The organism is Bordetella tumbae, from assembly GCF_965139195.1.
GTDB classification, from domain to species: Bacteria; Pseudomonadota; Gammaproteobacteria; order Burkholderiales; family Burkholderiaceae_B; genus Bordetella_A; species Bordetella_A tumbae.
Genome location: NZ_CBCSJH010000029.1, coordinates 35,016 through 59,345 on the forward strand (window position 1 = coordinate 35,016; position 24,330 = coordinate 59,345).

At 61.4% G+C, this 24,330-nt stretch carries 23 protein-coding genes; 13 read left to right on the forward strand and 10 right to left on the reverse strand.

Annotated features, from left to right (window positions below; genetic code table 11):
* The first annotated feature begins 66 nt into the window (after nt 1–66).
* Complete coding sequence (gene dacB, locus ACNA0J_RS22600) at nt 67–1,512, forward strand: D-alanyl-D-alanine carboxypeptidase/D-alanyl-D-alanine endopeptidase (RefSeq protein ID WP_460490286.1); 1,446 nt, start codon at nt 67–69, stop codon at nt 1,510–1,512.
* Nucleotides 1,513–1,758: 246 nt separating this feature from the next.
* Nucleotides 1,759–2,397 (forward strand): uracil phosphoribosyltransferase, encoded by a 639-nt coding sequence (gene upp, locus ACNA0J_RS22605; protein ID WP_415821110.1) that lies wholly within the window; start codon nt 1,759–1,761, stop codon nt 2,395–2,397.
* A 225-nt stretch (nt 2,398–2,622) separates the two neighbouring features.
* Here upp and cysG read toward each other — a convergent pair whose 3' ends face one another.
* Nucleotides 2,623–4,038: a siroheme synthase CysG gene (cysG, locus tag ACNA0J_RS22610; protein WP_415821111.1), complete on the reverse strand. Its 1,416-nt coding sequence runs from the start codon at nt 4,036–4,038 to the stop codon at nt 2,623–2,625.
* 525 nt (nt 4,039–4,563) lie between these two features.
* Here cysG and ACNA0J_RS22615 point away from each other — a divergent pair.
* From ACNA0J_RS22615 to ACNA0J_RS22630, 4 genes are all read left to right on the forward strand, one after another.
* Nucleotides 4,564–5,229, forward strand: a complete 666-nt coding sequence (locus ACNA0J_RS22615; RefSeq protein ID WP_415821148.1) for a hypothetical protein — start codon at nt 4,564–4,566, stop codon at nt 5,227–5,229.
* A 128-nt stretch (nt 5,230–5,357) separates the two neighbouring features.
* Nucleotides 5,358–5,675, forward strand: coding sequence for an ElaB/YgaM/YqjD family protein (locus ACNA0J_RS22620; RefSeq protein WP_415808683.1), 318 nt, complete (start codon nt 5,358–5,360; stop codon nt 5,673–5,675).
* A gap of 38 nt (nt 5,676–5,713) precedes the next feature.
* The gene (locus ACNA0J_RS22625) at nt 5,714–6,193 is read left to right on the forward strand and encodes a phage holin family protein (RefSeq protein ID WP_415821112.1); all 480 of its coding nucleotides are present in this window, start codon (nt 5,714–5,716) and stop codon (nt 6,191–6,193) included.
* A gap of 3 nt (nt 6,194–6,196) precedes the next feature.
* Nucleotides 6,197–6,607: a hypothetical protein gene (locus ACNA0J_RS22630; RefSeq protein WP_415821113.1), complete on the forward strand. Its 411-nt coding sequence runs from the start codon at nt 6,197–6,199 to the stop codon at nt 6,605–6,607.
* A gap of 100 nt (nt 6,608–6,707) precedes the next feature.
* Here the strand turns inward: ACNA0J_RS22630 and ubiD are convergent, their stop codons facing one another.
* Entirely contained in the window at nt 6,708–8,252 is a 1,545-nt protein-coding gene (ubiD, locus tag ACNA0J_RS22635) for a 4-hydroxy-3-polyprenylbenzoate decarboxylase (protein ID WP_415821114.1), read from the reverse strand.
* An 85-nt stretch (nt 8,253–8,337) separates the two neighbouring features.
* On the opposite strand from ubiD, the gene ACNA0J_RS22640 reads away from it, so the two are divergent.
* Complete coding sequence (locus tag ACNA0J_RS22640; RefSeq protein WP_415821115.1) at nt 8,338–9,171, forward strand: transglycosylase SLT domain-containing protein; 834 nt, start codon at nt 8,338–8,340, stop codon at nt 9,169–9,171.
* Between the two features lie 14 nt (nt 9,172–9,185).
* Here the strand turns inward: ACNA0J_RS22640 and ACNA0J_RS22645 are convergent, their stop codons facing one another.
* A complete protein-coding gene (locus ACNA0J_RS22645) occupies nt 9,186–10,166 on the reverse strand; it encodes a Bug family tripartite tricarboxylate transporter substrate binding protein (RefSeq protein WP_415821116.1) in 981 nt (326 codons plus the stop codon).
* Nucleotides 10,167–10,395: 229 nt separating this feature from the next.
* On the opposite strand from ACNA0J_RS22645, the gene ACNA0J_RS22650 reads away from it, so the two are divergent.
* Nucleotides 10,396–11,379 (forward strand): tripartite tricarboxylate transporter substrate binding protein, encoded by a 984-nt coding sequence (locus tag ACNA0J_RS22650; RefSeq protein ID WP_415821117.1) that lies wholly within the window; start codon nt 10,396–10,398, stop codon nt 11,377–11,379.
* A 22-nt stretch (nt 11,380–11,401) separates the two neighbouring features.
* The gene (locus tag ACNA0J_RS22655; RefSeq protein ID WP_415821118.1) at nt 11,402–12,211 is read left to right on the forward strand and encodes an aspartate/glutamate racemase family protein; all 810 of its coding nucleotides are present in this window, start codon (nt 11,402–11,404) and stop codon (nt 12,209–12,211) included.
* Here ACNA0J_RS22655 and ACNA0J_RS22660 read toward each other — a convergent pair.
* Nucleotides 12,159–13,112 carry a LysR family transcriptional regulator gene (locus ACNA0J_RS22660; RefSeq protein WP_415821119.1) on the reverse strand — a complete coding sequence of 318 codons (954 nt, stop codon included), beginning with the start codon at nt 13,110–13,112 and terminating at the stop codon, nt 12,159–12,161. The genes ACNA0J_RS22655 and ACNA0J_RS22660 overlap by 53 nt on opposite strands.
* A gap of 136 nt (nt 13,113–13,248) precedes the next feature.
* Here ACNA0J_RS22660 and ACNA0J_RS22665 point away from each other — a divergent pair, with 136 nt between their 5' ends.
* The 4 genes from ACNA0J_RS22665 to ACNA0J_RS22680 are packed head-to-tail and all read left to right on the forward strand — an operon-like array spanning nt 13,249 to nt 17,471.
* Entirely contained in the window at nt 13,249–14,694 is a 1,446-nt protein-coding gene (locus ACNA0J_RS22665) for an FAD-dependent oxidoreductase (RefSeq protein ID WP_415821121.1), read from the forward strand.
* Between the two features lie 8 nt (nt 14,695–14,702).
* Complete coding sequence (locus tag ACNA0J_RS22670) at nt 14,703–16,061, forward strand: MmgE/PrpD family protein (RefSeq protein WP_415821122.1); 1,359 nt, start codon at nt 14,703–14,705, stop codon at nt 16,059–16,061.
* Between the two features lie 9 nt (nt 16,062–16,070).
* The gene (locus ACNA0J_RS22675; protein ID WP_415821123.1) at nt 16,071–16,835 is read left to right on the forward strand and encodes an SDR family NAD(P)-dependent oxidoreductase; all 765 of its coding nucleotides are present in this window, start codon (nt 16,071–16,073) and stop codon (nt 16,833–16,835) included.
* 33 nt (nt 16,836–16,868) lie between these two features.
* On the forward strand, nt 16,869–17,471 hold the full coding sequence (locus tag ACNA0J_RS22680; RefSeq protein ID WP_415821124.1) for a cysteine hydrolase family protein: 603 nt from the start codon (nt 16,869–16,871) through the stop codon (nt 17,469–17,471).
* Here ACNA0J_RS22680 and ACNA0J_RS22685 read toward each other — a convergent pair.
* Genes ACNA0J_RS22685 through tcuA form a run of 6 tightly spaced genes read right to left on the reverse strand, consistent with a single transcriptional unit; the run spans nt 17,458 to nt 24,168 of the window.
* Entirely contained in the window at nt 17,458–18,438 is a 981-nt protein-coding gene (locus ACNA0J_RS22685; RefSeq protein ID WP_415821125.1) for a Bug family tripartite tricarboxylate transporter substrate binding protein, read from the reverse strand. The two genes, ACNA0J_RS22680 and ACNA0J_RS22685, sit on opposite strands and share 14 nt — an antisense overlap.
* A 16-nt stretch (nt 18,439–18,454) precedes the next feature.
* Complete coding sequence (locus ACNA0J_RS22690) at nt 18,455–19,450, reverse strand: Bug family tripartite tricarboxylate transporter substrate binding protein (RefSeq protein ID WP_415821126.1); 996 nt, start codon at nt 19,448–19,450, stop codon at nt 18,455–18,457.
* 40 nt (nt 19,451–19,490) lie between these two features.
* Nucleotides 19,491–20,474 carry an electron transfer flavoprotein subunit alpha/FixB family protein gene (locus ACNA0J_RS22695; RefSeq protein WP_415821127.1) on the reverse strand — a complete coding sequence of 328 codons (984 nt, stop codon included), beginning with the start codon at nt 20,472–20,474 and terminating at the stop codon, nt 19,491–19,493.
* Nucleotides 20,467–21,276: a hypothetical protein gene (locus ACNA0J_RS22700; protein WP_415821128.1), complete on the reverse strand. Its 810-nt coding sequence runs from the start codon at nt 21,274–21,276 to the stop codon at nt 20,467–20,469. Before ACNA0J_RS22700 ends, ACNA0J_RS22695 begins: the two co-directional genes overlap by 8 nt.
* Before the next feature lie 5 nt (nt 21,277–21,281).
* Nucleotides 21,282–22,682, reverse strand: a complete 1,401-nt coding sequence (locus tag ACNA0J_RS22705) for an FAD-dependent oxidoreductase (protein WP_415821129.1) — start codon at nt 22,680–22,682, stop codon at nt 21,282–21,284.
* 7 nt (nt 22,683–22,689) lie between these two features.
* Nucleotides 22,690–24,168: an FAD-dependent tricarballylate dehydrogenase TcuA gene (gene tcuA, locus ACNA0J_RS22710; RefSeq protein ID WP_415821130.1), complete on the reverse strand. Its 1,479-nt coding sequence runs from the start codon at nt 24,166–24,168 to the stop codon at nt 22,690–22,692.
* Between the last annotated feature and the right edge of the window lie 162 nt (nt 24,169–24,330).

Consider the following 24,330-nt stretch of genomic DNA (forward strand, 5'->3'; position numbering starts at 1 on the left):
CCACTTGTCAATCAGGTTCGGTATGCTTGCGTTTTTGAACATCATCGGCATGGCGGCGGGCACAGCATGACAGGACAGGCGGACAAGCGACACGGGCGACTCAAACGATGGTTCGTGGCGTGCGCACTGTTGGGGGCGGCGGCCATGGCGCAGGCGCAGGATGTCATGCCCGATGATCTGACGCGAGCCTGGAAAGCATCGGGGTTGCCCGGCACCTCACTGTCGTTGGTCGTGCAAGAGCTCGGCGGCCAGCGCATGGTGGCGATCAACGCCAACGAGCCACGCAATCCCGCATCGGTTATGAAGCTGGTGACTACCTGGTCCGCCTTGTCGGAACTGGGGCCGAATTATGTCTGGCGTACGGATTTTCTGTTGGAGCCAGGCGCCGGGCCGGATACCCATGGCGCGTTGCGTGGTCCCCTGTATTTGCGGGCGGGGGGAGACCCGTATTTGCTGATACAGGATATGTGGACGCTATTGCGGGAGCTGCGCCTGCGCGGGGTCAAACAGATCGGCGATCTGGTGATCGACCGCAGTATTTTTGGCAACGTGGCGACGGATCCCGGCGCCTTTGACGGTGCGCCGGATCGTGCTTATAACGCCAGTCCCGATGCGCTGATGGTGGGATTCGGCGCCTTGCGCCTGCTGTTCACGCCCGACCAGGCGGCCCAGAAATGGGTGCCGATCATCGATCCTCCGTTGCCGGGCATACGGCTGGAAGGACAGGTGGGTTGGAGCACGGCGCGCTGTCCCGGCCCTCCTGTGGTGACGACAGATCCCGTGCTGACGCAGCAAGGCGTCTCGATCCGCCTGGGCGGCACGGTGGCGGGGTCTTGCGGGGAATTCAGCTTGTACCGCTTGGCGCTGTCACAACCGGAGTTCAGCGAGTCGCTATTCCGCCAGCTGTGGCGCGAGCTGGGCGGGACTTTCAAGGGGAAAATCCGTGCCGGCACGGTGCCTGCCGATGCGGTGGTGCTGGCCTCGCACGAGTCTCCGTCGTTAGGCGAAGCCATTCGCCAGATCAATAAACGAAGCAATAACGTGATGGCCCGCACGGTGTTGCTGACCTTGGGGGCAGAGCGCGGCACGCGGCCGGCGACCACGCAGACCAGTGAGGCGGTAGCCAAATCGGTGTTGTCGTCCCAGGGGCTGAATATGCCTGAGCTGGTCATGGATAATGGGGCAGGCCTGTCGCGCGACGCGCGGGTGTCGGCCGAAAGCCTGGCATCCATGTTGACGCTGGCCTGGCAATCGCCGTTGATGCCCGAATATCTGTCTTCACTGTCGATTGCTGGCGTGGATGGCACCATGCGTCGGCGGTTGAAAGGGGAGGAAACCATCGGCATGGCTCATCTGAAGACGGGCTCGTTGCGCGACGTACGCGCCGTGGCGGGCTATGTGCTGGGCGCCAGTGGCAAGCGCTATGTCGTGGTCAGCATCGTCAATGATCCCAATGCGGCAGCGGTACGAAAATTCGATGATGCGTTGATCGCTTGGTTGGCGGCCAAATAAATCAATGGCGCCAGCCGTTGCGTCCAGTTGTATCTCTTGACCAGGTTACGCCCATCGAGCCGTCCCATTGACCGCATGATCGGCAGTGGCGTGGAGGGGGCATAGAAACGAACGGCGTCGGCTGGCAGCGGCGGCGTCATCAACAAATAGCGCACTCAGAGGCGGCAGCGCGACCTTGTAGCGCTAAAATTCATTTTGTTTTGACTTGGCCGCCTTGCTGCCCATTGTTTTTGGAGACTTCCGCACATGCCCGTGCACGAAATCCGTCATCCGCTGATTCGCCACAAGCTCGGCATCATGCGTCGTGCTGACCTCAGCACCAAGAGCTTTCGCGAGTTGTCTCAAGAAGTCGGCGCTTTGCTGACCTATGAGGCGTCCAAAGATCTGCCTTTGGCGGCCGCGACGGTCGAAGGCTGGTGCGGTACGGTCGAGGTCGAGAAAATCGCCGGCAAGAAAGTCACCGTAGTGCCGATTCTGCGTGCCGGCATCGGCATGCTGGATGGGGTGTTGAGCCTGATACCCGGCGCCAAGGTCAGTGTCGTTGGCGTTGCCCGCAACGAGGAAACGCTGCAGGCGCACACGTATCTGGAGCGCCTGGTCGGGGAATTGGATCAGCGCCTGGCGCTGATCGTCGATCCCATGTTGGCCACGGGCGGCTCGATGGTGGCGACGATCGATATGCTCAAACGCGCCGGCTGTCGCGAGATCCGCGCCTTGGTTCTGGTGGCCGCACCGACCGGTATTAAAGCGGTATTGGACCGCCATCCCGATGTGCATATCTACACTGCGTCGATCGACCAGGGATTGAACGAAAACGGCTATATCATGCCGGGCCTGGGGGATGCGGGCGACCGGATCTTTGGTACGAAGCAAAAAGCAGAATAAGAAATAGGCCGCGCCGCCGGCAGCTTCGGCGGACAGTTGGCCAGCTTGTATATCGCTGGTTCCTATCAATGACATTGGCACCCGTGACCGGTGCTGATGCCGACGCGCAGAGACGGCCCTCGCGACAGGCCACTGCCAGCCTGATTGAGGCTAGCCCAGTCGCCTTAACAAAAAAACGGCATTGGGCGAGGCGGGTGCGCTGTACCCGCACCCCCCAGCGTCATGTCAGGCCGCCAACGCCTCTCGCTGGCCTTCCTCGTAGCGGCCAAACCAATGCAATTGGCGGGCGAGTCCGGCGACTTCTCCTATCACCAACAATGCAGGCGCGCGCACGTTGTGGCTGCGTGCCACGGCGGCGAGCTCATCCAGGCGGCCGGTGATGACCCGCTGCTCGGGGCGGCTGCCGTTTTCGATCAAGGCGAATGGCGTCGCGGCAGAACGGCCGTGGCTGATCAGCCGGGTAGATAACGTTTCCAATTGCCCGACGCCCATATAGAACGCCAAGGTCTGGTGTTCGCGAGCCAGCCCGGCCCAATCCAGCGTGTCTTCGTCTTCGCGGCAATGGGCGGTGACCAGGCGTACGGATTGCGCATGGTCACGATGGGTGAGAGGGATGCCGGCATAGGCTGCACAGGCCAGCGCCGCTGTGATGCCGGGTACGACTTCGTAGCGGATGTGGTGTGCGCGCAGATATTCCAGTTCCTCACCGCCGCGTCCGAAAATGAATGCATCGCCGCCTTTGAGGCGCACGACGCGCCGGCCGGCCTGCGCATGTTTGACCAGCAGGGCATGAATACGGGATTGCGTAGCGTTGTGGTCTTCGCCGAGCAGTTTGCCCACGGAGACGCGATCGGCATCGCGACGCGCCAAGGCCAGCACAGCAGGGCTGACCAGACGGTCGTACAGGATGACATCGGCCTCGTTGAGAGCGCGTAAGGCCTTGAGGGTCAGCAGGCCAGGGTCGCCAGGACCCGCGCCGACCAGCACGACGCTGCCTTGGCTGGCAGGTTGCGGACTGTCGAGCTCGGCCTTGAGCACGCGTTCGGCTTCGGCGGGTTGTTGTTGGCGCAGCAGGCTCGCGACAGGGCCGTCCAGCAGCCAGTCATAGAACCGCCGGCGCTGTTTCAGGTCAGGGCGGCGTTCGCGGATACGCGGACGATGGCGAGCGGCCAATGCGGCCAGAGATCCCAACGAATGATCGAACAGTGACTCTATCCGTTCGCGCAGGCGGCGCGCCAGCACGGGCGCTACGCCGGACGACGAAATCGCCACGATCAAGGGGGAGCGGTCGACGATGGACGGGACTTGAAACGACGATAGCTCCGCATCGTCTACGACATTGCTGAAAATGCGGCGGGCTTCGGCAGCCTCGGACACTGCCGCATTGACTGACCGGTCGTCAGTGGCGGCAACGACCAGCCACGCCTCGTCCAGCCACGCGGGTTGAAACTCGCCCTTGAATACGCGAATGCGGCCTTGGTCGGCCAGCTCGGCCAGTTCCGGCACGAGTTCAGGCGCGCCAACCTGCACATCGGCCGATGCCTCTAACAGCACCTGGACCTTGCGCGCAGCGACTTCGCCGCCGCCGACTACCAGCACGCGGCGACCTTGTAGATCGGCAAATAAGGGGAAAAGCTTCATGAAATGATCAGCCTGGCGGGACGGACCCGCGTACATCGAGAATCATAGGGACAAGCAATACATCCCTACAACTTTTGATTTATTGGATTGATATAGCTAGAAGTGATTAGTCGTCGATATCAAGCCTCGGTTTAGCCAAAAGATGCAAGATTCATGCCATTGAGACGGGTGTGTGCCCGATTTGGCGCCTGCGCTGTCCTGGTGCATGGCTGTCCAGGAAGATGCCCCTTCGTGGGGCAATAAGCACTGCCGTGGTGCCGGAGCCGGCGCCATGTACGGTATGGGTTTGCCGCCAGCGAGATGCTGAGGGTTCAGCATGGCCGATCGGCGATAGGACAGGTTTCGGGTCCAGCAGAAGTCTTTCTCTGGTCTTGCACACAGCGCGAATTAAACACGGCTTGAAACGTGGAAATCAGACAAACGGTGTAGCATCCAGATGTCATATTTCAGTCTGGAGTCCCGGTGGCGGCACGATATCTTTCTTTCCTGATTCTGGCGGGTTGCGCCAGTCTGACGGCGCCCGCGATGGCCGGCGTGTGCGATGCGCGGTTTATGCACGACGGCGGGGCGGTGCAACTGACGGGGTCCGGCAATTTAAAACTGGGCGCCGATTTGACGTTTGCCGAAGTGTCCAAAACGGATTCGGCCAACTGCCGTGCGCGGGTGCAAGGCACGGCGTTGTTCAGCTATGCCGGTTTGCCGGCGAGCCAGTCCAAGCTGGACTATCTGATGACGATCAAACAAGGCCAGGCGAGCTTTGTGCGCTATGCCCAGGCAGGTGAACAGCCTGCGTCGCAAGGGCAATTCGATCTGCGCATGTTGGGCTTGTTTGCCTACGATGGCGCTATCACCGGGCAGGGGCAGCGCATGCCGGGCGCGACGTATCGATTGAACATCGGCAAAGAGGCGCCGGTTGGCGGGCAGCCCAGCACGGTGGTACGCATCGGCGAGAAAACTGTCGGCGCCAAATCCACGCTCGACACCGCCTTGGGGCGTCAATCATGCTGGCCGATCCGTTATACGCGCGATACCGACCCCACGATGGCGACGTTCAAGGGGCTGACCTTGCCGATACCCGGCATGAATACTACGGTCACCGATTGGTTTTGTCCCGCAGTGAATCTGGTCATGCGGCAGGACATCGATCAGGGCGGAGTGAAGTCCGCGGTGGAAATTACCCAAGTCAAATAAAAACCGGGCTTGTGAACCAAGCCATGTGCCCATAGGTATATATCGTCATGTCATAGTTGCCTGGCTGCGAGAGTCGCAACAGGCTGGTATGATGAACCTGTCATCGACCTTACTCATAGGGAGCTTTTATGCCTACACGACGTTCCGAGGAAGCCGCTAAAGAAAAACTCATCGATAGCGTGAAAAGCAGCCTGAGCGATGCCGAAGACCTGTTGCGCGAGGCAGCGTCCAGTTCCGGCGACAAGGCCTCCGAATTGCGCGACCGCGCATTGGCCTCGCTGAAACGCACGCGCGAGGCGCTGTACGACGCGCAAGACGCCGTACTGGAACGTGGCCGCAAGGCCGCACGCGCGACCGATGATTATGTGCACGACAATCCCTGGCAAGCCATCGGCGTTGCAGGCGTGACCGGCCTGCTGCTTGGTTTGCTGATCGCTCGCCGATAAAGGCACGGGCCGGCCTTCAGGCTGGCCTGGTCCTATTTATGGGCTTGCGGACTTCTGTATCCAGCGTGGCCAGCAGCCTGGTAGGGATGCTGCGCACGCGCCTGGAATTATTCTCCCTCGAGGCGGCCGAAGAAAAAACGCGGTTGATCAAGCTATTGGGCTCGGCATTTGCCGCGTTGCTGTTTTTGACGCTGGCGGTACTGGTGTTCACGGTCACCATCGCGGTGGCGTTCTGGCCTACAGAAAATCGTTATGTAGCGCTGGGGCTGTTGGCCGCGATATATGCCTTGATCGGTCTCGTATTGCTGCTGTCGATACGCCGTCAATTGCTGTTCGGCCCCATGCCTTTTGCGGCGACGGTCGAGGAGCTCGGCCGTGACGCCGAGTTGCTGGATCGTGTTCGCGCCGCACAGGATGAGGCCGAACAAGCCGAGCAAGACGAACGTGACGAGAGAGCCGAACAAGAGGCGCGCGCCTCGCGTGCCCGGCAGGCGGCGGCTCGGCGAGCACGGAGCTGACCTATGGCGAAACCCACGACTGCTGTTGACCGTGCCGTTCGCATTGAATTGCTGCGTGCCCGGGCGGCGCTCGAACGAGAGTCGCTGGCGCACGATATTGTGTCGACGACCCGCTCGCTCAGGCCCGGCAATCTGGTCAAGCGTTGGCTGCCGAGTTTGACGCAGGGCAATCTGTCCAAACTGTTATGGCAGGGCTTTACGCTGGCCCGGCGCTACCCTTTTGTCAGTTCCACGCTTTCCGCCCTGGTCATGGGACGCGGCAAGCGCTCGGGTTTGATCAAGCTGGCGGGGGGCGCGTTGTTGGGTTGGCAGGCCTTCAAGGCCTGGCGCGATTCACGTGGGACGTCATCGTCTGATGCCGAGGATCACGTCAGTCCGTCTGGTGGACGGGTGAGGCAGGACGATCAGGACTGATTTCCGATACCGGAGTGCTTGTACGCACCCGTTTTGTCGGATGATGCCGGATTCAGCCAGTGCTTTGTTGCACTGGCTCGCGCGATTCACGGTGCTGTTACTACAGCCCCAATTCACCCCATATCGCATCCACGCGTTGTTTGACGTCTTGATCCATGGTGATCGGCCGGCCCCATTCTCGGTCGGTTTCACCCGGCCATTTATTGGTGGCGTCCAGCCCCATCTTGCCACCCAGGCCGGATACCGGCGAGGCGAAATCCAGATAATCGATCGGCGTGCGCTCGACCATGACGGTATCGCGCACCGGGTCCATGCGGGTTGTGATCGCCCAGATGACCTCTTTCCAGTCGCGTACGTCGATGTCTTCGTCCACGACGACGATGAATTTGGTGTACATGAATTGGCGCAGCACGCTCCAGATGCCAAACATGATGCGCTTGGCGTGTCCGGCGTATTGCTTGCGTATCGAGACCACGGCCAATCGATAGCTGCAACCCTCTGGCGGCAGATAAAAATCGACGATTTCCGGGAATTGGCGGCGCAATAACGGCACAAAGACTTCATTCAGCGCGACCCCCAAAACCGCCGGCTCGTCCGGCGGTTTGCCCGTGTAGGTCGAGTGATAGACCGGGTTGCGGCGCATGGTGATGCGATCCACCGTAAAGACGGGGAACCAGTCTTGCTCGTTGTAGTAGCCCGTATGGTCGCCATACGGGCCCTCGAGCGCCATCTCGTAGCCCGTGTCGGGTGGCGGCGAGACCCCGTCAGGGATCGTGGGCGCAACAGCACGCGGATCCGTAGCGGGCAGCAAGTGGCCCTCCAGGACGATTTCGGCCCAGGCCGGTACCGAGAGCTCGCTGCCGATGGCTTGGGCGACTTCTGTGCGCGAGCCGCGCAGCAGGCCGGCGAATTGATATTCGGACAGGCTGTCCGGGACGGGGGTGACGGCCCCCAGGATCGTGGCCGGGTCTGCTCCCAAGGCGACCGCGACGGGAAAGGGCGTACCTGGATAGGCGCGCGCGTGCTCACGAAAATCCAGCGCGCCGCCGCGATGCGACAGCCAGCGCATGATCAATTTGTTGGGCGCGATCGGCTGTTGGCGATAGATGCCCAGATTCTGGCGCCGCGCATTCGGCCCCCGGGTGACGACCAGCCCCCAGGTCAAGAGCGGCGCTACATCGCCGGGCCAGCAGGTTTGCAGCGGCAGCCGGCTCAGGTCCACGTCCGCGCCTTCCCAGACGATTTCCTGGCAGGCCGGGCTGCGCACGCGTTTGGGCGCCATGTCCCAGAGAGCGGATTTCAGCATGGCGACTTTGCCGAAGGCGTCACGCAGGCTGCGCGGGGCCTCGGGCTCGCGTAGCGAGGCCAATAGTTCGCCGGTCTCGCGCAGGGCACTGACGTCCTCGGCCCCCATGCCCCACGCGACGCGCTTGGGCGTGCCAAACAGGTTGGCCAGCACCGGAATCTCGGCTCGCGTGCCATTGTGGACGGCATTTTCGAACAGCAAAGCAGGCCCTTCGGCGCGCAAAACGCGATCGGCGATCTCAGTTATTTCAAGATGTGTCGATACTGGCGTGGCAATGCGTTTGAGCTCACCGCGCTGCTCCAGTTGCTGTAAAAAGTCTCTCAGGTCACGGTATTTCACTACAGATCCAGGTCAATTCGTTACATTTTAAAGTCAGAACAGAGGTTAACATCCAGGCCTCTTCTTTATCACGCAGGAGGTCACCATGCCCGATGCGTCAGTGGCAGGTCTGTTCCGTCAGTCCGCCCAAGGAGTGCACCACCGTCTTGCTGAATGGTTGCGTATCTGCTGTACCTATCTGGGTATTGCCGTCATTGTCACCATAAGTATGAGCCTCGCTTTGCCCGGTTTGCGCGACCAGGCCCTGCAGGTGCACAAAGCCTTGTTGACCGCTTTAGCGCCTACATCCGTGCCGTCCGGTTCGCTAGCCGATACCAGTGACGATCCCCTCTATGACACCCCTTCAGCGGTAGCCATGGCGATTCCCGCTGCGCCGTCCAGTAATGCCACCGGCTTTCTGGGCCCACTGCGTAGCGAGCTGCCTCCGGCTCCGCCTAAAAAGGTGTTACGTACTGCCGTGTCCGGCCCGCAGGCCGAGGCGCTGCGCAACTATATCTCGCGCAAGTACCGTGTGGCCTATGACGCGACCGGTGTCTTGGTCAATACAACGTATCGTGTTGCACGCGAAAAAGATCTGGATCCGCTATTGCTGTTGGCGGTCATCGCGATCGAATCCCGCTATAACCCCTTTGCGGAAAGCTCGGTGGGCGCGCAGGGCCTGATGCAGGTCATGACGCGTGTGCACCAGGATAAATTCGATAAATTGGGCGAGGGCGCCAGCGCACTCGATCCGATCTCGAATATCCGCGTCGGCAGCACCATCCTGAAAGACTGCATCACGCGTCGCGGATCGGTGGAGGGCGGCTTGGCCTGCTATGTGGGGGCGACAGGTCCCAGCGATGGCGGCTATGGCGCCAAGGTTCAGGCCGAGCGTCGCCGGTTGGCCTTGGCTGCCGGGATCGCGTTAGCACGCGATTGATCGACGGTCTGCGCTCAGTTCGTGTCCACGCCGCCGATCTGCTGCACCAGGTTCTTCCATTTTTGGGTGTCCTCACGCAGATAGGCGTTGTAGTCCTGTGGCGTGTTCATCACCATGCGTCCGCCCTGTTTGATGATGCTTGCATTAAAGGCAGGGTCGGCGCTGGCCTGTTTCAGGGCTTGATACAGCGTGTTCACGGCGGACGCGGGTGTGCCTGCGGGCGCCAGCAGGCCAAACATGGTTCCTATCTCGATATCCAGCCCTTTTTCGGCAAAGGTAGGCACGTCGGGCTGCACCGGCAATCGCTGGTCGCTGGCGACGGCCAATGCCTTGAGCGCACCGGCGGCGAGCTGGCCCTGGGCCGAGATATACGTGGTGAACGTCATCTGCACTTGGCCGGCTAGTACGTCGGCCAGCGCCGGCGCCGCGCCCGAGTAGGGGATGTGCACCATGTCCAGCTTCGCCGCGCGCTTGAACATCTCGCCTGCCAGATGCGGCGCGCCGCCTGCCCCGCTGCTCGAGAAATTGAGCTTGCCTGGGTGGGCTTTGCCATAGTCCATCAGACCTTGCAGCGTATCGCCGGCAAAGCCTGATTTGGTCACCAGCATCATGGGCGCGAATGCCACCATGGTGATGCCGGTGAAGTCCTTTACCGGATCGTAGGGGGTGTGCGCAATGACGGCAGGGTTGAGCGTGAGGTTCGTGCTGGTAAAGAGCAGCGTGTAGCCGTCGGCCGCTGCACGCGCCGCCGCCTCGGCGCCGATATTGCCGCTGGCGCCGGCGCGGTTCTCCACGATGACAGGCTGCTTGAGCGCCTGGCTCAAGCGTTCCGCCGTACTGCGGGCCAGAATGTCGGTGCTGCCGCCGGGCGCCCAAGGAACAATGATTTTGATGGGCTTGTCGGGATAGGCAGCGTGCGCCGATGTGCCGGTAATCGTTACGCCCAGAATGGCCGCGCATAAGTACGCCAGAGTGTGGCGCCGGGTAGTTCTCATGTCGATCTCCTCCAGGGCATGGATGCCCTTGTTTATGGATGGCGTTCATTGTGCGCGGAGGGGCGTGCGATAAAGAAGGGCGCACGTTCGAATGCCGATTTCGAGAATTTCGAAAACTCCGAGGCACTGGCACTTTCAAGATTAGTGAATCCTGTCTTCATGTTCTTGCCATGTTTGACCTGCGTTGTTATGGGCAAAATGGCAAAAAATGAGGAAGGAGACATTCACTATGCATCGAATCAGTCGTGCTTTTTCGCGAATACTGCTGGTAGGCGGTTTGGTGGCGTTGTCGGCCGTGAACCCCAGCATGGCCAGCTATCCCGAAAAGCCGCTTAAATTGATTGTGGGCTTTCCCGCTGGGGGAGCGTCCGACGTGGCGGCACGCGCGGTAGCCGAGAAGATGAGCCGCTTGTTGGGCCAGCCGATCGTGGTCGAAAACAAGGCTGGTGCTGCCAGCAATATCGCGTCGGATTTCGTGGCGAAGTCGACGCCCGATGGCTATACGGTGTTGTTTGGAACGATCTCGTTGGCGGTAAATCCCAGTCTGTACCGCAGCCTCAGTTACGATCCGCTCAAGGATCTCATGGCCGTCTCGCAGGTGGCATCCACGCCTTTTATGTTGGTGACCAACACCAGCACGCCTTATCGTTCTGTCGGAGATCTTGTGGCAGCGGCCAAAGAGGCTGGCGATAAGCCTTTGCAATTCGCCAGTGCGGGCAACGGATCGGGCGCGCATCTGTTTACCGAATTATTTGCCGAGCAAGCCGGCATCAAGCTGCAGCACGTGCCATATCGTGGTGCAGCGCCAGCCATGGCTGACGTGTTGGGTGGCCATGTGCCCATCACATTTGACAATATGGTCACTACTCTGCCTCTGATCAAGAGCGGGCAACTGCGTGCGCTGGCCATTAGCACCAAGACTCGTTCATCAGCCGTGCCTGATGTACCGACGCTGGCCGAGTCGGGTGTGCCGAATTACGACGCTACGGCCTGGTTCGGTTTGTTTGTGTCCGCAGGGACACCCACTGATGTGGTGGCAAAGCTCAGCGATGCCGCTCGCCAGGCTGCGCAGGATCCCGACGTGAAAGCGAAGCTCGACAGCTTGGGCTGCGTGGCAATAGGTTCGACACCGGGCGAGTTCGACGCGTTCTTCAAGTCCGAGGTCGACAAATGGGCACAAGTGGTCAAACGGGCCAATGTGCAGCTCGATTAGCTATTCTCCGACATAGGACATCATGAAAATCTGGCATCAAAGCTTTACGGTTCTGAGTGATCTGGGCGCATACAACGACGCCCTCAAGCAGCATTTCGCTCGCGTGGCGCGCCCGGACACCGAGATTGTGATGCATGGCATGCAACCGGGCACGTATCGCAGCAACTATCCGGGCTCGGATATTCGACACGCGGCCTTTCAGTATGTACACGGTCTGCAGTTCATGGCGGCGGCGGTCAAAGCCCAGCAAGAGGGCTACGATGTGTACGCCCTGAGTACCTTGCCTGAGCCGGCGCTGCGTGAGATTCGCGCGCTGGTGGATATCCCCGTGGTGGGTTATGGCGAATCTGCCATGTTGACGGCCTGCATGCTGGGCCGGAAGTTCGGCGTGCTGTTGTTCATCGATGATATGGACGAGCTCATTACGGAGAACGCGCTGCGGCATGGGCTGGAGTCGCGCTTCGCAGGTGCGCAGCCGGTGGGGTTCACGTTCAATGATGTGCTGGCGGCCTTCGAGGATCCTTCCGAGTTGATCGAGACCTTTCGTGATTCCGCACGAAAACTGATTGCGCGTGGCGCCGATGTGATCATTCCCGGCGAGGCGCCCATGAATGTCTTGTTGGCTCGCAATGGGGTGTCCGAGGTCGATGGCGTGCCCGTGCTGGATTCGCTGGCGACATGGGTCAAGCAGGCGGAGACCTTAGGGGACCTGCATCGACTGTGCGGCATCAAGGCCTGCCGCAAGGGCTACTACCATCGCCTGCCCGATCCAGAACGGGTCAACGAGATTTTTTCGTTTTACGGTCTGAACCGATTGGAACAATCGTCTTGATATCGGGACGGCGGCGCGAGTCGAAGACTTCGAGCAGAAAGTCGACGAACGTCCGCACTTTAGGCGCCGCGAAGCGTGATTTCACCGTGACGGAGTGAAAGGTGCGCTTGGCGGTGTCCCATTCCGAAAATATGGGCGTGAGCTTGCCTTCGTCGATCAATTGGGCAACAAAAATATCCAGCACGCAGATCAATCCACGACTTTGCAGTGCGCAGTGGATCAACGACTCTGTGTTGTTAAAGCTCAATGGCCCCTGCGGGCGCACTACGACTTCTTCGTCACCTCGCGTAAAGACCCAGGGGTTGGGAGTATGGCCGCCTTCTGGAAACAGGCCCAGGCATAGCGTAGGGTCCAGATCGTTTGGCGAGACGGCATGCAGCGAGTTCACCAGTGCGGGTGTGCCGCACACGAGATACTTTGCTTCATAGATAGGGCGGCCCACCAGATCGGCGTCTTCCACCTTGTCCATGCGTATGGCCACATCGGTGGCGTGTTCAATCAGATTGTGTGGCGAGTTGGTGAGTGTCAGCGCCACCGACAACCCCGGATAACGATGCGAAAACTCGACCAATGCCGGGCAGAGCAGATTCTGGCCGATGGCGAAGGGGGCCTCCACGCGCAGGTGGCCGCTGATGTCGGCCGTACGCGTTGTGATCTCGGATTCGGCGCGCGCCACGTTGCGCAGAATTTCCTGGCAACGCGGCAGGAATAGTTGGCCTTCTTCGGTGAGGCGCAGATGGCGCGAGTTGCGCTGTATCAGCGTGGTGCCCAGGTGCTTTTCCAGATTGCGCAGGCTCGACGTGACAGTGGCATTGGCCAAGTCGAGCGACTCGGCGGCTCGAGATAGGCTGCCGCATTCCATCACTCGCACAAACACCTCCATGGCCCAAAGCTTGTCCATACGTCTCCTTTCGATTTTTTTAAATAGCGCATTAGGCGCCGATGTCTAACGCAAGCGCCGCCATAAGCCTAACCTAGCCGCTGCATTTAACGACGATGATACGGCGAAGCATCGGTATACGACAAAGGTGGAGAGCATGGAAGAACGTTTTGATGTAGTGGTGGCGGGGTGTGGCGTGGCTGGCCTGTCGGCCGCGGTGACCGCGGCGGAGCTGGGGCTGAAGGTAGCCGTGCTGGAGCGTGCCAGCCGCGAGGAGCGTGGGGGGCAAAGTCGGTATACCGAGGCCTATCTGCGGATGAAGGCGATCGACCAGGTGTCGGACGATTTCGAGACGCATCTGGCCGAGCACGCGGGCGTGTATATGGACCCGGATTTTGCGGCCGAGATGGGCGGTGATCGTGCGGGGTGGTCGCATGCGGCGCGTGCGCTGGCTTCGCCCGATCCCGAGCTCATCATGAGTTTCGCGGATCAGGTGCCCGGCACCATCGGCTGGTTGCAAGAGTTGGGTGTGAAGTTCGATTTTCTGCCCACTCAGTTCCTGACCAAGACGCAACCGCGTCTGTTGCCGGTCGGAGGCGGCGAGGCGCTGGTAGAGGCATTGGCGGCTCGCGCGGAGAGTTTGGGAGCGGTGTTTTTCTATTACACCACTGCCCGGAGTTTGTTACTCGACGAACGCGGCGAGGTGCAGGGATTGCACGCGTATCGCGCCAACGAAGGCGGTGTGCGTTTCCTGGGCAAGGTGGTGTTGGCCTGCGGTGGTTTTGAAGGCAACCCGGCCATGATGGCTCGCTATGTGGGCCCGCGTTCGGTGTATCTGCGTCCGGTGTGCAAGGGGGCGTATTTCAATCGCGGTGAAGGGATCGAGATGGCGCTGGACGCCGGCGCCGCGCCTTGCGGCGAGTTCGGCAGCTATCACGCCGAGCCGGTGGATCCGCGCTCGGGCGTGTCTGAACCCTCGATATTTATCTTCCCGTATGGGGTGTTGGTGAACAAGCGCGGCCAGCGCTTTACCGATGAGGCGCCGGGCACGGTGGATGCCTACTACGAGCGCGTGACACGGCGGATTTACGAGCAGGAAGAAGGCATTGCCTATGTGATCCTCGATCAGCGCGTCAAGGATGTGCCGAACTATCGCTTGGCCATTCGCACTGATCAACCCGCCATCGAGGCCGATAGCCTGGCAGCGCTGGGCGCGAAGCTGGGTATGCCGGCGGGCGAACTCGAAACGACGGTGGCGCGTTACAACGAGGCCTGCCCGGGTGAGGAGGGTTTCAAGCCATTGGAACTCGATGGCCTGGCGACTCGGGATTTGTCGCCCGTTAAATCGAATTGGTCGCGCCGCATTGATCAGGCACCGTTCATGGCCTATCCCATCATCTCGGCCAATGTCTTTACCTTTGGCGGCCTCAAGATCGATGCGTCGGGCCAGGTGCTGGACACCGATGGTAATCCTATGAAGAACCTCTACGCGGCAGGGGAAACCGTCGGCATGTACTACACCAACTATACCGGCGCTACATCCGTCCTCAAAGGGTTGGTGTTCGGCCGTTTGGCGGCGCAGCATATCGCGAATGCGCAATAGGGGCGGCCATGGTCGATGAGCCGATCTCGCTCAGTGCAGAACTGGCCCATGCACTGCTGCAAACATATCGGGCCGGCGTACCGGAGTCGATGCGGACCAAGACCCGTTTGCATATCGCCGACGCGATGGGGATTGGGTTGGCGGCGTGCGATACGGAGCTGGCGCGGCAAGTGGTGGCCGCGCAGCGTCTGGGTGCCGGAGACGGGCGTCATGGCTTGATCGGTGGCGGCCAGGTTTCGGCGCTGGCTGCCACGTTCGTCAACGCCGCGCTGATTCATATCCAGGATTACGACGACATTCATGACGCCGGCCGTCTGCATCCGTCCGCCTGCGTGATTCCGGCTGTGTTGGCCGCCGCCGCGTTGCGCGATGTGAATGACGAGGCAGTCATTGACGCCGTGGCGATCGGCAACGAGTTGATGTGCCGCCTCGGTACGGCATGCGCGCCGCAGGGCGAGGGCCCGGGCTCGGAATGGTTCCTCACGCAGCTATTCGGTTATCTGGGCGCGGCCATGGGAGCAGGGCTGGTACTGGGGTTGGACGCGCCAGCACTGGTGTCGTGTCTCGGGTTGGCCTATATGCAGCTTGCGGGCGGCAAGGAGGCGGGGTTCAGCACGGGCGCCACGGCGCGGGGCATCTATCCCGCCTTTGCCGCACAAGGTGGCCTGCAGGCTGCGCTGCTTGCCGAGGCTGGCGTGGCGGGGCCTGCCGGGGCGCTCGATGGCGAGGCGAGTATGTTCCGTCTTTACCTGGCGGGTGCATTGTCCAGCCGGCAGCGCCGCACGCTCTTGGATTTTTCGGTGTGGCACGCGGCGCAGGTCGATATCAAACCGTGGCCCAGTTGCCGTCTGTCGCATCCCTATGTGGCCGTGGCGTTGGCCGCGCGCGAGAGCTACGCACATCATCCGGCTGCGAGTGTTCGCGTCGCGGTAAATGCATCGGCTGGCCGATTATGCCGCCCGCTGGCTCAACGCCGGCGTCCGCGCACGCTGCAGGATGCCAAGTACAGCATCCCGTTCATGACGGCCTACGCGCTCGTGCATGGTGAACCGACTCTCAGTGGTTTTGCGCACGACGTGTTGCGCGATGGTGAGGTACTGGATGTGGCGGATCGCATCGAACTGGAGGACGGTCTGCCCGACAATCCCGGTCATCCGCAGGCTGTGCTCACGTTGATATCGGGTTCCCGGGTTTTGCATCGAGCCGTATTCGATCCGCTGGACCTGCAACTCGACACGCAGCGCGTACAAGCGAAGTTCGTCGATTGCCTGCGTCATGCAGGACGCGAGCGGGACACGCAAGCGCTGTGGCAAGCGTTGATGCAGGGCAAGGTCCAATCCGCGTTTTCATCCATTTGTGCATCATGAGAGGATTCCATGTATACGGCTGATTTATACGCTGGCAAGGTCGCGCTGGTAACGGGTGGTGCGGGTGGCATAGGCCGGACGGTGGCCGCCGCGCTGGCCGCGCATGGCGCACGCGTCGTTGCTGCCGATCTCGATGGCGCCGACCGGATCGACCCTGCATGTGTCGACGTGCAGACGCTGCGCTTGAACGTGACCCGGCGTGATGATGTGGCGCGCGTGATGGCGGACATCACCGCCACGCTGGGCCGTCTCGATATTCTGGTGAACGTGGCGGGTGTGGTGTCGATGGGCAGCGCCGAGCATTTGCAGGAGGCCGAGTGGGATCGCGTCATTGACATCAATCTCAAAGGCACTTTTCTATGCTGCCAGGCTGCCATCGAGCCTATGCGACACCAGGGCGGCGGACGCATCATCAATCTGGGGTCGGTCATCGGCAAAAATGGCGGCAACCCGCGTCCGTGGATCGATCCCGCCGAACAGGAACGCGCCAGCAACGTGGCCTATGGCGTATCCAAGGCGGGTGTGCACATCATGACTTCATTTCTGGCCAAGGAGCTGGCCACGTCGGGCATCACGGTAAACGCCGTGGCGCCTGGCCCGGTCGCCTCGGCCATGACCACTAATTTTCCGCCATCGCTCAAGAATCTGATTCCCGTGGGCCGCATGGGGGCCGCGGATGAAGTCGCTGCGGCGGTGCTGTTCCTGGCATCGCCGCAGTCGGGTTTCATCACCGGTGAGGTGCTGGACGTCAATGGCGGCATCTGGTGCGACTGATTTTTTCCTTTTCAACTGACATAGGTATTCGATATGAAAGCTCCCCGTTCCATCTATCTCGTGCTCGATATGCAGAATGATCTCGTTCACGCCGAAGGCCCCAACGGCAAGAGCCCATTGGGCGAGCAGGTACAAAGCCGTCGGATTCTGGCCAAGACGGCCAAGGCCATCGCCCAGGCGCGTGCGGCCGATGTCCTGGTGGGGTTTGTACGCGTGGGCTTTTCGGAGGGTTACCCCGAGTGCCCCGAGGGATCTCAGGTGTTCTCGGGCGCACCCAAGGCCGGCATATTCAAATTAGGCGCATGGGGGACGGAAATCCATCCCGATCTCGAACAGCGGGTCGGCGACATTCAGGTGACCAAGCACCGCGTCAGCCCGTTCTACTCCACGACGCTCGAGGCGCAATTGCGCGCCAACAACGTGCAGCGTATTTATTGCTCTGGGGTGTCTACGCAGGCCGTAGTGCAGGCTACCGTACGCGACGCTCACGACCGGGACTATGAAGTGATCGTCCTGGAGGACGCATGCGCCGCGCACAGCGAACAGGAGCATGCAAATTCCATGGGCAGCCTTGCGCGATTTTGCAAGGCTGAAACCACGGACGCGGTGAAGTTCTCCAATCCTACTCAGCTTTGATGTTGGCTGCGTGAACGGTATCGCCCCAGGCCTTGTAGTCTTCGACGAGGTAGGCGCCAAAATCTTTGGCGTTTTGTGGGGCGATTTCCAATCCGCCTTTGGTCAGGGCCTCGGCGACCCCAGGGATGGCAGTGGCCTTGATGATGGCGTCGGACAACACGTTGATGTTGTCAGCCGGTGTCCCGGTGGGCGCCAGGATGCCTATCCATGGCGACGCGATGACCTGGATGCCTTGTTCGACCATGGTGGGCACCTCGGGCGCGTCCACAAAGCGTTTGGGCGCGGCCAAGCCCATGATCAGGACCTTGCCCGCGTCGGCGTTGGGCTTGGCCAGACTCAAGGGCACGAACAAGGCATCGACTTGCCCGCCGATGAGCGCAGTCATGGCGGGCGCCGCGCCGGTATAGGGCACGTGCAACACGTCTAGCTGTTGGTTGACGTTCAGCATTTCCATGGCTACATGGCTGGAGCTGCCTACGCCCCATGAGGCATAGGTGAGTTTGCCAGGGTTCTTTTTGGCCAGGTCGATATAGCCTTGGATATCCTTGATGCCCAGGCGTGGGTTGACCACCATGGCATAAGGCAGGTAACCCACACGCGCCACGGGGACGAAGTCCTTTGGCGCGTTGTAGGGGATCTTGGGATAGACATGGGGATTGATGGTGTGCGTGTCTGACGCCGTGGCTACCAGCGTGTAGCCGTCTGGCGCGGCCTTGGCGACCATGTCCGCGCCTATCATGCCGCTGGCGCCGGGACGATTGTCGACCACGATGGATTGGTTCAGGACCTTGGAGGTGCCTTGGGCCACTGCGCGAGCCAGCACGTCGGTGCCGCCGCCCGCGTTATAGGGCACGACGAATTTGAGGGCGTGTGTGGGATAGGTCGCTGCGACTGCGCCCAGGCTGGCCGTGGTCAGGCACGCGGCCAGCAGGGTGCGCAGGGCGTATTTACCGTATTTGCTGTGCATGATTTTGTGCTCCGCTTCAGTTCATTTCCACGCCCGCGTCGCGCAGGATCTTGCCCCAGCGGGCATAGTCGTCAGCGACCTGTTTCTGGAAGGCGGCCGGAGAATCCTGTGTGACGGGAGATAGCGCGACGGCCTCCAATGCGGTCTTCACCTTGGGTTGGGTGACGGCTTTGCGCACGGCTTGATCGAGCGTGGTCAATACGCTGGCAGGTGTCTTGGCCGGGGCGAAAATACCGACCCAGTTTTCTACGTTGAAACCGGGCAGGGACTCCTGTGCGGTGGGCACTTGCGAGAGGAAACTCACGCGTTGCTCGCTGGTGACCGCCAGGGCCTTGAGCTTGCCTTCCTTGATTTGGCTGTAGAGCGGCGGCAGATCCATGACGATGCCGTCAACGTGACCCGCGAGCGTGTCGGTCAGCGCGGGACCTGCCCCCTTGTAGGGGACGTGTTCGATATTGGGCCGCACTTTCTTGAGCAACTCGATGGTCAGATGGGGCAGTCCGCCCGAGCCTGATGATGACAACGTGATGCGCTCTTTTTTGGCCAGATCGAGCAGCTCGGGCAGTGTGTTGATGCCCTGGCGTTTTGGCCCCATGGCGATGGCCTCGGGCGTGAGTGCCATCGTGTTGACAGCCGCGAAGTCCTTGAGCGTATTGAAGGGCGGCTGCTTCATGGTCTGCGGCGCCAGGATCACGGGACTCATGCTCGATAGCAGCAGGGTGTAGCCATCGGGTTCGGCCTTGGCGACATGGTCGGCGCCGATCACGCCGTTGGCGCCGGCTTTGTTCTCAACGACTACCGATACGCCCAGCAATTGGCTGAGCTCGGGAGCGATGATGCGGGCGGCGATATCGTTCGAGCCGCCGGGCGGGTAGCCGACGATCAGCCGGATCGGCTTGGAGGGGTAGGTTTCGCTGGCCAGGACGGGGCCGGCATTCAGCAATGGAGTGACGATGATGACGCCGGCTAGGGCACGTAGCGTGCGGCGGCGGATGGCGCGGTTGGGCTGCAAGGAAGTCTCCTGTGTTGTTATTAATGACGAGAGGGATGCGCTAGTGCGCGGGGGAAGTATCCAGTGCCTGAATCAGCGCGGGGATGAGGCTCTGCCATTCAGCCACGACGCCGATCTGCGCCACGTTGAAGATATTGGCGTCCGCGTCTTTATTGATGGCCACGATGCGGGTGTGCGGATCGATGCCGGCCAAATGCTGCGGCGTGCCGGAAATGCCGACGGCTACGTAGATGTGCGGGCTGACGTATTTGCCCGAGATGCCTATCTGACGGGTGACTGGCGCCCATCCCGCATCCACCGCAGGCAGACTGGCGCCCACGGCGCCGCCTACCTTGGCGGCTAGTTCGTACAGTGCGGGAAACGCCGCCTCGCCACTGCCGCGCCCGCCCGAGATGACGATGCTCGCGCCTTCCACACTCGCATGCTGTTCGGTGCGAGGCACGGTGCTCACCGGATAGGCGGCGCGCGCGTTGCAGGCCTCGAGTGCATGGATCTCGGTCGGTCTGCTGTGACCCGAGGGCAGCGCTTGGGGACGTACTGCGGCAATGGCTGGCCCGGCGTTGGCAGACAGTGTGATGTCCAAGCGATTGCCGTAGGCGCTGCGCTGCGCGGATATACCGCTTGGCTCGTCAAAGGCAAAGCCTGTACAGCGCCCTAATGGCGCACCGCCGAGCCGTGCGGCCAGCGCGCCAGCGAGAGCCTCGTTGTCCGGATTTGCGATCACCAGCACCAGCGCCTCGCGCAGGCCATCGGCCAGGCCCGGCGTCTGCAGCGCCGTGGCAAACACATCGACGTATTGATGGACTTGCAGGCCAACGGGTGTGGCAATGTGCCAGGCATGGTCCAGACCTGCGGCGCGCGCCTGGGCCAGGGCGTGCTCGGTGGCGGATCCCGCCATCACGACATGTGCATGGCCGCCGCGCTGATCGGCCAGCTTGCGAGCCTCGGCCATGAGCGCGAGTTCTGCGTCAACGTCGGTGCCGCACGCGGGGATGAGCGCGTAGATCGGACGATTGTCAGGCATGGTGGTTTTCCTGTGCGAGGGGCGCGCGCAGATAGGCGGCCAGCGCGGTGGCTTGTTCTTCCACGGATCCGGACAGCATGCGGCAGGCGTTCTCTCCACGCGCGGCGGTCTGTGGAAGTGCCGCGTCGGTCAGAGCGATGGCTGGCGCGGGTGACGCGCCGTCAGGCACCGCTTGTGAGAACGTCATCTGTTTGGCCAGCGCCACGTTTTTCATTAATGGATGACGCAGTCGATTGCTCTTGTCGTTGCTGATGCTGGCCAACGCGGGAGCGGGCAAGTGCAGCGATTCGTCGTTCAGCGCACCGCTGCGCAACAGCGTCCAGCCACCATCGGGCGAGGGTCGTACTTGCAGGGCTTGGCCTGCATACGGCAGTTGCCAGGCATCGGCCAGATAGGCGGCTGTCATGCCATCGTCCAGGTCGCCATGTTCGCGGCCGATGAGCACCAGGCTGGGCCAGGTGTCGTCTTCACGCAGCAGGCCGGCGGCGTGCGTCGCCAGCCAGGCCGGATTGCCGCGTTGGGCTTGCGGGGGATTGAGACCACGTACCGTGTCGGGCTTGAGTGCCGCCACGGCGCGCAGCAGCGTTACATCGTAGGCGCCGTCGGTGACGATGGCGGTGACTCGTGTGGCGACGCCTTGATCGCGCAGCTTGAGCGCGATTTCCAATGCGGCTTCGTCAAAGGGGCTGAGTTTGTACGAGACCGCTGTGTCGGCAGGGAGGTCGCGCCAGTTACTTGACGCAGGCTTGGGCAGCAGTTTCTTGGGATCTGCGACGCCGGCCAGTAATACGGCGATATGCATGGCGCTCAGATCCGAGTGGCGCTGCGAGCAGCGATGCGGCCGAAAATCGCGGCCTTGCCCAGCGCAGAGCCGGTCATGTATGCGGCACCGTGCAGTCCTCCCACCATTTCGCCAGCGGCATACAGGCCGGGAATCACGTCGCCATAGACATCCAGAACATGCATGGCGGCATCCACACACAAGCCGCAGTAGGTGCCATACACGGCCGCGGTGGACGGGTAGGCATAGAACGGGCCGGTCTCGATGCGCACGAGTTCGCCGTGCTGGTGCACCAAGTGCGCACGGCCAAAGTCGGGGTCATGCCCCGCGTCCACGTAGCCGTTGTAGGTGTTCACGGTGTCTATCAGCACGTGTGCTGGCACCTCAATCTGCTCGGCCAGTGCTTCAATCGTGTCGGCTTGGATCACCAGGCCTTCTTCCAGGCGCCGTTCGATGTCGAGGATGCGCACGGCGTTGTCGCCGCTTTGCATGATGGGGTGATCGAAAATCTGGAACGTGGCGCCGTACGGCTGGGTGATACACGCGTCCCCCAGGAGCTTGTACGAGATGGACTCGTCCACGTAGCGCTTACCGTCCTGATTGACGGCGATCGCGCCTTTGTAGACGGCCAGCAGGCTGTGATGGTTGGTCTCGTCGGTGGGGTGTTTGCCGTAGGTGCCCTTGATGTAGATCATGTCGCGGCAATCGGCGCCGATGAGTAACGCCATTTTCAGTCCGTCGCCGACATTGCCTTCGCCACCGATGAACACGGCGTCGTCATACTGCGGCGCGTAGCGGTGTACCAGTTCGGGGTTTTTGCAGAAACCTCCGCTGGCCAACACCACACCGTGCTTTCCCGATGCCGTGAATGTGTTGCCTTCTCGCTCGGCGCTCACGCCGACGACTGTGCCGTGCGCATCGCGAATCAGCCGCAGCGCGCTGGTGTTCAGTAACAGCCGCACCTTGCCCGTGTCCTTGGCTCGGCCCGCCAGGGCGCGCACGGTATCGGCCGGGTCTACGGTATGGACGCGCGGCACGGATTGACCCGAGGAGGTTTCCATGACGGGGCTGAATTCAACGCCTGCCTGTTTGAGCCAGTCGTAGGTCTCGAGCTGGTGGTCCACGTAGGCGCGCACCAGGGCAGGATCGTTCTCGTGCTTGCCCACCTCGATCAGGTCGGCATAGAGCAGCTCGCTGGAGTCTTCGATGCTTGCGGCTTTTTGCAGATCGGTGCCGGCAAACGCCAGGCAGCCGCCGCTCATGGCGGAGGATCCCCCGATCTCTCCGAGCTTTTCCAGCAGAATCACGTCGGCGCCGTCTTGCGCGGCTTGCAGCGCGCAAGCAAAGCCGGCCAGGCCGCCGCCCACCACGACCACGTCGGCCTGGATATCGTTGTTGTTCATGGGTGTTTGAGATTGATTGAGCATAGGGTTGTCAGGCTTGGCGAACGCGGGCGGCGGCATGAGCACCCGCCTTGCGGCCCAGCACCGAGCCAGCGGTCAATCCAATGCCGCCCGCGTATTTCACGTAATACAGGCCGCCCACCATTTCGCCAGCCGCGTACAGGTTGGGAATAGGCTGATCGGTGTCATCCAGCACCTGAGCGTGCGTGTTCACCTTGACGCCGGCGTAGGCAAATGTGATGCCGCAGGTGACGGCATAGGCCACATAGGGGCCGGTGTCGAGGGGAGACGCCCAGTTTGATTTGGGAATAGCCAGCCCACGCGTGCAACGTCCATCCTTGATAGCCGGGTTGTAGGGCACGCTTTGATCGACGGCGGCGTTGAATTCAGCCACCGTCTGCAAGAAGGCCTGCTTGTTGATGCCGTCCATCTGGTCGGCCAGGCCTTCCAATGTGTCGGACACCAGCCGTGTGGCGTGCCGCACCCGGTATTCGTCGGGCAGCAGGTTTGACGTCTTTGCGTCAAACACTTGCCAAGCCACCGCGCCGGGTTGTGACAGTACGCGTGCACCCATGCCGGAGTAGGTGTAGTTGCGGAAATCCGTGCCTTCGTCGACGAAACGTTGCCCGTCCGCATTGACGACGATGCCCAGGGTGTAATAGTTTTTTTGCTGGTTGAGCAGGTTGATATCGCCATAGGCCGGGGCGTTGAGGTCGTAGAACACGGCGTGGCAGCCGGTCCAATTGCCGTGCGCCACGGCGCCCACGCTCAGCGCCATGTCGATACCGTCGCCGGTGTTGTAGCGCGAGCCGCGCACCTTGGCGAGATCCCAGTGGGGACCCAGGTATTCTGCACGCCGCTTCAGATTGGCATGGAAACTGCCGCTGGCCAGCACCACGGCATGAGCGCGCAACGAGCTGTCCTGGCCATCTTGTTGCAGGGTTACGTTCCAGGTTTCGCCATCGCGGGCCAGGCCATGGGCGCGGGCGCCATAGCGGATGTCAATGCCGAGCTTTTCGGCGCGAGCAAAGAGCGCGTCGATCAAGCCCAACCCGCCACCCGATACCTCGACGGTGAGGCCGCCCCAATACTTATTTTTGCCATCCACCTTGAACGACTGACGGCCGTAGATCGGAATGAAGCGCACGCCGTGGCTGCGCATCCAATGCATCGTGGGCATGCTTTCCTTGACCACGACATCGAGCACGTCGGCGTCGGCGCGGTAGCCGCTCATGGTCATGCTTTCTTCGAAAAACTGCGTTTCGGTATAGGAGCTGAAATCGTTGTCGCGCAACTCTTCGGTCGACAGGTCGGGGATCAGCGTCTTGAGGTCGTCATTTCCGTCGTAGGCGATGCGGAATGCACCACCCGCGAACGCGGAGTTGCCTCCGCGGGTTTCTCTGGGCGCGCGTTCGATCAGCACGACGCGGGCACCGGATTCGTGGGCCGAAATGGCCGCACACAAGGCCGCGTTGCCACCACCGATGATGGCTACATCAAAAGTTTCCACGCTTCGTCTCCTGATAGCTGGCGTTGCGTTGCGCCGGCTTGTCGGTATGAGTGCCAGTTCACACTGGACAACAGATCAGAGACGATTGTGCGGGGTGGTGTTTCTGTGGGGAATCCCGACTAGTCGAAAGCTTTTTTCGATTTAATTGAACTTAGTCGGTCA

Coding starts and splice junctions, on each gene's coding strand:
- ACNA0J_RS22685 (WP_415821125.1), bottom strand. CDS start 18,438: ATGCACAGCAAATACGGTAAATACGCCCTGCGCACCCTGCTGGCCGCG.
- ACNA0J_RS22665 (WP_415821121.1), top strand. CDS start 13,249: ATGGAAGAACGTTTTGATGTAGTGGTGGCGGGGTGTGGCGTGGCTGGC.
- ACNA0J_RS22700 (WP_415821128.1), bottom strand. CDS start 21,276: ATGCATATCGCCGTATTACTGGCCGGCGTCGCAGATCCCAAGAAACTG.
- ACNA0J_RS22615 (WP_415821148.1), top strand. CDS start 4,564: ATGGCCGGCGTGTGCGATGCGCGGTTTATGCACGACGGCGGGGCGGTG.
- cysG (WP_415821111.1), bottom strand. CDS start 4,038: ATGAAGCTTTTCCCCTTATTTGCCGATCTACAAGGTCGCCGCGTGCTG.
- ACNA0J_RS22625 (WP_415821112.1), top strand. CDS start 5,714: ATGGGCTTGCGGACTTCTGTATCCAGCGTGGCCAGCAGCCTGGTAGGG.
- ACNA0J_RS22660 (WP_415821119.1), bottom strand. CDS start 13,112: ATGGACAAGCTTTGGGCCATGGAGGTGTTTGTGCGAGTGATGGAATGC.
- ACNA0J_RS22645 (WP_415821116.1), bottom strand. CDS start 10,166: ATGAGAACTACCCGGCGCCACACTCTGGCGTACTTATGCGCGGCCATT.
- upp (WP_415821110.1), top strand. CDS start 1,759: ATGCCCGTGCACGAAATCCGTCATCCGCTGATTCGCCACAAGCTCGGC.
- ACNA0J_RS22630 (WP_415821113.1), top strand. CDS start 6,197: ATGGCGAAACCCACGACTGCTGTTGACCGTGCCGTTCGCATTGAATTG.
- ACNA0J_RS22695 (WP_415821127.1), bottom strand. CDS start 20,474: ATGCCTGACAATCGTCCGATCTACGCGCTCATCCCCGCGTGCGGCACC.
- ACNA0J_RS22650 (WP_415821117.1), top strand. CDS start 10,396: ATGCATCGAATCAGTCGTGCTTTTTCGCGAATACTGCTGGTAGGCGGT.
- dacB (WP_460490286.1), top strand. CDS start 67: ATGACAGGACAGGCGGACAAGCGACACGGGCGACTCAAACGATGGTTC.
- ACNA0J_RS22705 (WP_415821129.1), bottom strand. CDS start 22,682: ATGCTCAATCAATCTCAAACACCCATGAACAACAACGATATCCAGGCC.
- ACNA0J_RS22620 (WP_415808683.1), top strand. CDS start 5,358: ATGCCTACACGACGTTCCGAGGAAGCCGCTAAAGAAAAACTCATCGAT.
- ACNA0J_RS22680 (WP_415821124.1), top strand. CDS start 16,869: ATGAAAGCTCCCCGTTCCATCTATCTCGTGCTCGATATGCAGAATGAT.
- ACNA0J_RS22675 (WP_415821123.1), top strand. CDS start 16,071: ATGTATACGGCTGATTTATACGCTGGCAAGGTCGCGCTGGTAACGGGT.
- ACNA0J_RS22655 (WP_415821118.1), top strand. CDS start 11,402: ATGAAAATCTGGCATCAAAGCTTTACGGTTCTGAGTGATCTGGGCGCA.
- ACNA0J_RS22640 (WP_415821115.1), top strand. CDS start 8,338: ATGCCCGATGCGTCAGTGGCAGGTCTGTTCCGTCAGTCCGCCCAAGGA.
- ACNA0J_RS22670 (WP_415821122.1), top strand. CDS start 14,703: ATGGTCGATGAGCCGATCTCGCTCAGTGCAGAACTGGCCCATGCACTG.